This is a genomic window from Roseateles sp. (genome assembly GCF_031397715.1).
Classification (GTDB): domain Bacteria; phylum Pseudomonadota; class Gammaproteobacteria; order Burkholderiales; family Burkholderiaceae_C; genus Paucibacter_A.
The window spans coordinates 1-5,943 of the sequence record NZ_JANNMI010000042.1 but is presented as its reverse complement, the minus strand read 5'-3'; the positions used below and the strand labels follow the sequence as shown (position 1 = coordinate 5,943).

Here is a 5,943-nt window from a genome sequence, read left to right as displayed (position 1 = left end):
AGTACGCGGGGCATAACCTGACCCCCTGGCTCAGTTGGCGGCTGTGTCGTCGAGGCGATCCGGGCTTGCGTCAAGCCGAGCGGCGGCGCCGCACGACCAGACCCACAGCGCCCAGACCAGCCAGCAGCAAGGCATAGCTTGCCGGCTCGGGCACCGGCGTCAAGGCAGCCACCGCCGCCACACCGGTGTCGGTGAAGTCGGTGAAGATGCCGTCCACGCCCAGCTTCAGATAGGCTTCCATTTCCTTTTGCGGGTCACTAAAGCCCAGCATCGACGCATCATTGCGGAAGGTCCAGGTGTGCACGAACAGGCCATTGGCATGGGCCGACTCGACCACGCCAGTGGAACCATCCACGCGGCGGTCTTTGCCGGTGACGGCGCCGTCGCCGTTGCGATCAATACCGTCATCCACCGTCTTCAGCAAATAGGGCTTCCAGGGGCCGATACCGTCGGCATAGGTGGCGACGAAGGACAGGCCCACATCGCTGACCATATCGGCAAAGCTCAGCTTGCCGCCCTTGATGGCGACGTCGTAGGGCTTGTCATAGGGCGCGACCAGGGACAAAGATCCGTCGGGCTTGACGTCATCGGCGTCGACCAACTGCACCAGCTTGATGTCGGTGCGGGTGTTCAGGTATTGCAGGTTCGAGACCTCGAAGCTCTGGATGAAGACCGGTGCATTGCCGGTATTGCCATAGGCCGCGTGCAAGGTCGAGACCAGCGTGTCTTCAAAGTAAGACTTGCTGCGGCCCTGCGCCAGCGACACGCCTTGCATATAGGTCGAGTGCTTCAGCTCGGGATAGATGCCGATGCTGCGGCCGGTCTCAATGCTCTTGGCCTTGGCCAGCGCGATCACCTCGTCGAGCGTGGGCACCTTGAACTGGCCGTCAAAGGTGGTCGGGCGGCCCGCGCGAGTCTGCATCGCACCCAGCGTCTTCAGCTCGGCCAGCGTGAAGTCTTCGACAAAGTATTCGTTCGCGTAGCTGACGCCGTCAATCGTCTTGCTGGTCTTGCGCCCGGCAAACTGGGCCAGGCTGGCGACATTGGTCGAGGCGCCGATGATGGGCTCGTGGCGCGCCACCAGCACGCCGTCCTTGGTCATCACCAGATCGGGCTCGATGTAGTTGGCGCCCAGCGCTATGGCCTTGGTATAGCCCTCGATGGTGTGCTCGGGCATGTAGCCGGACGCGCCGCGGTGGGCGATCACCAGCGGCGCCTTGCCGTCCAGCGTGTTCCAGGCGGAGGCCGGTGCGGCGGCGCCGGCAAAAGCGGCGGCCAGGGCGGAAATGATCAATTTGGTTTGCATAACGTGGCTCCAGGTTGGCGCTCACATGATCCCGAGCCGAGATGAAAGTTCGCGCAGCTGCGGCACCCAAAAATTGAGCCGTTCGGACTATGCCGGAGGCTTCCAGGTCGAAAATAGCTGGGCCACCGCGGCCAAAGCGACCACTTCCGGCTGCTTGCCCACCACGCCCGCTAGGCCGATCGGACAGATGACGCCGCTCAACTCGGCCGCGCTGAAGCCGCGCTCGCGCAGCCGGGCACTGAAGCTGGCCCATTTGCTCTGGCTGCCAATCAAACCGATAAAGGGCAGATCGCCGCGCTCGCGCCGGCGCAGCAGGCAGGCGGCCAGCACGGCCAGATCCTCCGCATGGCTGAAGCTCATGATCAAGACGCGGCTGCCGGGGCTCAGGTCTTGCACCGCCGCCTGCACCGGCTCACTGTGCTCGGCCCGCACATGATCCGGCAAGCCGGGCGGGAAGATCTCGTCGCGGCTGTCAAACCATTGCACCCGGCTGGGCAGGCGGCTCAGCAACTCGATGATGGCGCACCCGACATGGCCGCCGCCGAACAGACCCACCGGCAACAGGCTGGCCTCGGGCGGGCTCAGGCGCTGGCGCAGGTCGGCGAACTGAGACACCGACACCCGCTCAAAACTCAGGTCAACGACGCCGCCACAGCACTGACCCAGACTCGGGCCGAGGGGGAAGCGGCGGGTCAAAGAAAGGTTCACATCAAGCAAGGCCTGACCCTCCAACAAAGCCCGGCCATGCGCGGTCGCCTCGAACTCAAGATGGCCGCCACCGATGGTGGCGATCAAGCCAGTGGCGGTGACCGCCATCCAGGCGCCGACCTCACGCGGCCCGCTGCCCTGCACTGATTCGACCCGCACCAGCACCGCAGGGCCGGCCTGCAGCGCTGCCAACAATTCATCCAAGGCGGTCATCAAGACGCCTCAGCTGCCTCGGTAGGTCGAGTAGCTCCACGGGCTCGCCAGCAGGGGCACGTGGTAATGCAGGCCCGCGTCAGCGATGCCGAAATCCAGCGGCACCTGGTCCAGGAACGCCGGCTCGGGCAAAGCCACGCCGAGCGACTTGAAGTAATCGGCCACGCCAAACACCAGCCGGTAACGGCCGGGCAGCAACTCCGGGCCCGCCAACAAGGGCCCGTCAACGCGGCCGTCGTGGTTCAGGCTGAGGCTCTTCAGCAGCTGCGCTTGCTCAGCCTCCAGGCGATACAGACGCAGCGTCATGCCGGCGGCCGGCGCGCCATGCATGGTGTCCAGCACATGGGTGGTGAGCTTGCCTGTTGTAGAAGTCATAACTGGGGTCGATTGATGCAGATTTGAGGCACAGTGTAGGCACAACGACCTACAAGCCTTTTTCAAGATGCGCCCTGACCTAGCAGCAAGTAACTATCCACGTGACCTGATTGGCTACGGCGAGCACCCGCCGCAGGCGCAGTGGCCGGGCCAGGCCCGCATCGCCCTGCAGTTTGTCTTGAACTTTGAGGAAGGCGGCGAGAACTCGGTGCTGCATGGCGACGCCGGCTCGGAGCAGTTCCTGTCCGAAATGGCCAACCCACCCGCCTACCCTGCGCGCCATCTGACTATGGAAAGCATTTACGAGTACGGCTCGCGCGCCGGCGTCTGGCGCTTGTTGCGCGAGTTCGAGTCACGCGGCCTGCCCTTGACGGTGTTTGGCGTGACCATGGCCCTGGAGCGCCACCCTGAGCTGTGCCAGGCGCTGGTCGGCATGCACCATGAGATCGCCTGCCACGGTTGGCGTTGGCTCAACTACCAGAATGTCGATGAAGCGACCGAGCGCGAACATATGGAACGCGGCATGGACGGCTTGCAGCGCCTGTTCGGCGAACGCCCCTCGGGCTGGTACAGCGGCCGCGACAGCCCCAACACCCGCCGCCTGGTGGCCGACTACGGCGGCTTCGAGTACGACAGCGACTACTACGGTGACGACCTGCCGCTGTGGTTGCAGGTGCGCAAGAGCGACGGCACGCTAACGCCCCATCTGGTCGTGCCCTACACGTTGGACTGCAACGATATGCGCTTCGCCCTGCCGCAGGGTTTCTCGCATGGCGATGAGTTCTTCGAGTACCTGCGCGACAGCTTTGATGTGCTGTATGCGGAAGGCGCCGAGGCGCCCAAGATGATGAGCGTCGGCATGCATTGCCGCTTGCTGGGCCGGCCCGGCCGGATGCGCGCCCTGCAGCGCTTTCTGGACCATGTGGAGAAGCATGAGCGGGTCTGGATCTGCCGGCGCGTCGACATCGCGCGGCATTGGCGCGGCGTTCATCCTTTTGACGCCAACACCGCCTTTGTCTGGGAGCGCTGAAGCATGTTGAGCATCGATCAATTGAACGCCGCCAGCGCGGCCGAGTTTGTGCAGCTGCTGGCCGGCACCTACGAGCATTCGCCCTGGGTGGCCGAGCGTGCCGCTAGCGACCGCCCCTTCGCGAGCCTGGCTGGCCTGAAACTGGCGCTGGCCAAGGCCGTGCGAGAGGCCGGCCGGGATCAGCAATTGGCCCTGATACGGGCCCACCCCGAATTGGCCGTCAAAGCGGCCCAAACGCTGACCGCCGAGTCCAGCGCTGAGCAAAGCCGCGCCGGCCTGACCCATTGCACGCCGGCCGAACTGGCGCAGATCCAGCGCCTCAATGCCGACTACGCCGCCAAGTTCGGCTGGCCCTTCATCCTGGCCGTGCGCGGCCCGCGTGGCCAGGGCCTGAGCCGGGCCGAGATCATTGGGAACTTTGCGCGCCGCCTGCATGGCCACGCCGACTACGAGTTGGCGGAATGCCTGCGCAATATCCACCGCATTGCCGAGCTCCGCTTGAATGACAAGTTTGGTTTCACGCCCAGCCTGGGCAACCAGGTCTGGGACTGGGCCGAGGCGCTGGCCGAGCACTCCGAGGCCGCTGAGCTGACCGTCACCTACCTGAGCGACGCCCACCGGGCCTGCGCGGCGCAACTGCGGGACTGGATGACACAGGACTGCGGCTTCGACGAGGTCGGCATCGACACGGTCGGCAATGTGGTCGGCATTTACCGCAGTGAACGTCCGAACGCCAGGCGCCTGCTGACCGGCTCGCATTACGACACCGTGCGTCGCGCCGGCAAATACGACGGCCGGCTGGGCGTGCTGGTGGCCATGCTGTGCGTGCGCGAGCTGCACAAGGCCGGCCGCCGCCTGCCGTTTGATCTGGAAGTTATTGCCTTTGCCGAGGAAGAAGGCCAACGCTACAAGGCGACCTTTCTCGGCTCCAGCGCCTTGACCGGCGAGTTCAACCCAGCCTGGCTGGGCGAGGTCGACGCGGACGGCATCAGCATGGCCGACGCGATGCGACATGCGGGCTTGCCCGCCACGCTGGTCAGCATCACGGCCTTGAAGCGCGACCCGGCCCACTACCTCGGCTTCGTTGAGCTGCATATCGAGCAGGGACCGCTGCTGACCGAGCTGGACCTGCCGCTCGGCGTGGTCACCTCGATCAACGGCAGCGTCCGCTATCTCGGCGAAGTGAGCGGCATGGCCGCGCATGCCGGCACCACGCCGATGGACCGGCGCCGCGACGCCGCTTGCGCGGTGGCCGAGCTGATTCTGTATGTGGAGCAGCGCGCCGGCACGCATAAAGACCAGGTCGTCGGCACCGTCGGCATGCTGGAGGTGCCGGCCGGTTCCATCAATGTGATCCCCGGTCGCTGCCGCTTCAGCCTCGATCTGCGCGCCAGCACCGACGCCGCCCGCGACGCGCTGGACGCCGATGTGCGCGCGGCGCTGGCCGTCATCTGCCAGCGCCGTGGCCTGCAATGGAGATTGACGCCGACCATGAAGGCCGACGCCGCGCCCAGCAATGCTGCATGGCAAGCGCGCTGGGAGGCGGCCGTGACCGCTGTTGGCTTGCCCGTGCATCGCCTGCCCTCAGGCGCCGGCCATGACGCGATGATGCTGCACCGGCTGCTGCCGCAGGCGATGCTGTTTGTGCGCGGCGGCAATGGTGGCATCAGCCATAACCCGCTGGAACAAGTCAGCAATGACGATGCCGAACTGGCGGTACGTGCATTTCAACAGTTATTGGAAAGCTTTGCCAAGGAAAACCATGAACCCGTATGAGCAACTCGATCAATGGATCGATGCCCACTTCGCCGAAGAGGTGAGCTTTCTGCAGGCCTTGGTGCAAGTGCCGACCGATACGCCGCCGGGCCACAACGCCGCGCATGCCGAGCGCACTGCCGAGCTGCTGGCCGCCATGGAGCTGCCGGCCGAAAAGCATGCAGTCCCCACTGACCAGGTGCTGGCCCAGGGCATGCAGAGCATCACCAACCTGATCGTGCGCCGCAGCTACGCCGACGGCGGGCCGCTGATCGCGCTGAACGCGCATGGCGACGTGGTGCCGCCGGGCGAGGGCTGGACCCACGGCCCCTATAGCGGGGAGCTGGTTGGCGACTTGCTAACCGGCAAGCTCTACGGCCGCGCTTGCGCCGTCAGCAAGAGCGATTTCGCCACCTACAGCTTCGCGCTGCGGGCGCTGGAGTCGCTGGGGCTGCCACTGCAAGGCGGGGTCGAGCTGCACTTCACCTATGACGAAGAATTCGGTGGCGAACTCGGCCCCGGCTGGCTGCTGAAAAATGGCTTGAGCAAACCCGAC

At 65.4% G+C, this 5,943-nt stretch carries 6 protein-coding genes; 3 read left to right on the top strand and 3 right to left on the bottom strand.

Annotated features, from left to right (window positions below; translation table 11 throughout):
• Positions 1 to 70: 70 nt before the first annotated feature.
• From RMO57_RS02005 to uraH, 3 genes are all read right to left on the bottom strand, one after another.
• Positions 71 to 1,306: a glycerophosphodiester phosphodiesterase gene (locus tag RMO57_RS02005; protein WP_310383727.1), complete on the bottom strand. Its 1,236-nt coding sequence runs from the start codon at positions 1,304 to 1,306 to the stop codon at positions 71 to 73.
• 87 nt (positions 1,307 to 1,393) lie between these two features.
• Positions 1,394 to 2,227: a xanthine dehydrogenase accessory protein XdhC gene (gene xdhC / locus RMO57_RS02000; protein ID WP_310383726.1), complete on the bottom strand. Its 834-nt coding sequence runs from the start codon at positions 2,225 to 2,227 to the stop codon at positions 1,394 to 1,396.
• Positions 2,228 to 2,236: 9 nt separating this feature from the next.
• The gene (gene uraH / locus RMO57_RS01995) at positions 2,237 to 2,602 is read right to left on the bottom strand and encodes a hydroxyisourate hydrolase (RefSeq protein ID WP_310383725.1); all 366 of its coding nucleotides are present in this window, start codon (positions 2,600 to 2,602) and stop codon (positions 2,237 to 2,239) included.
• A 67-nt stretch (positions 2,603 to 2,669) separates the two neighbouring features.
• On the opposite strand from uraH, the gene puuE reads away from it, so the two are divergent.
• The 3 genes from puuE to RMO57_RS01980 form a co-directional block, all read left to right on the top strand.
• Positions 2,670 to 3,632: an allantoinase PuuE gene (gene puuE, locus RMO57_RS01990; protein WP_310383723.1), complete on the top strand. Its 963-nt coding sequence runs from the start codon at positions 2,670 to 2,672 to the stop codon at positions 3,630 to 3,632.
• Positions 3,633 to 3,635: 3 nt separating this feature from the next.
• Positions 3,636 to 5,408: a 2-oxo-4-hydroxy-4-carboxy-5-ureidoimidazoline decarboxylase gene (gene uraD, locus RMO57_RS01985; protein ID WP_310383721.1), complete on the top strand. Its 1,773-nt coding sequence runs from the start codon at positions 3,636 to 3,638 to the stop codon at positions 5,406 to 5,408.
• Positions 5,395 to 5,943: M20/M25/M40 family metallo-hydrolase (locus RMO57_RS01980; RefSeq protein ID WP_310383719.1), on the top strand; the 549-nt coding region annotated here is incomplete at its 3' end. The genes uraD and RMO57_RS01980, both read left to right, overlap by 14 nt.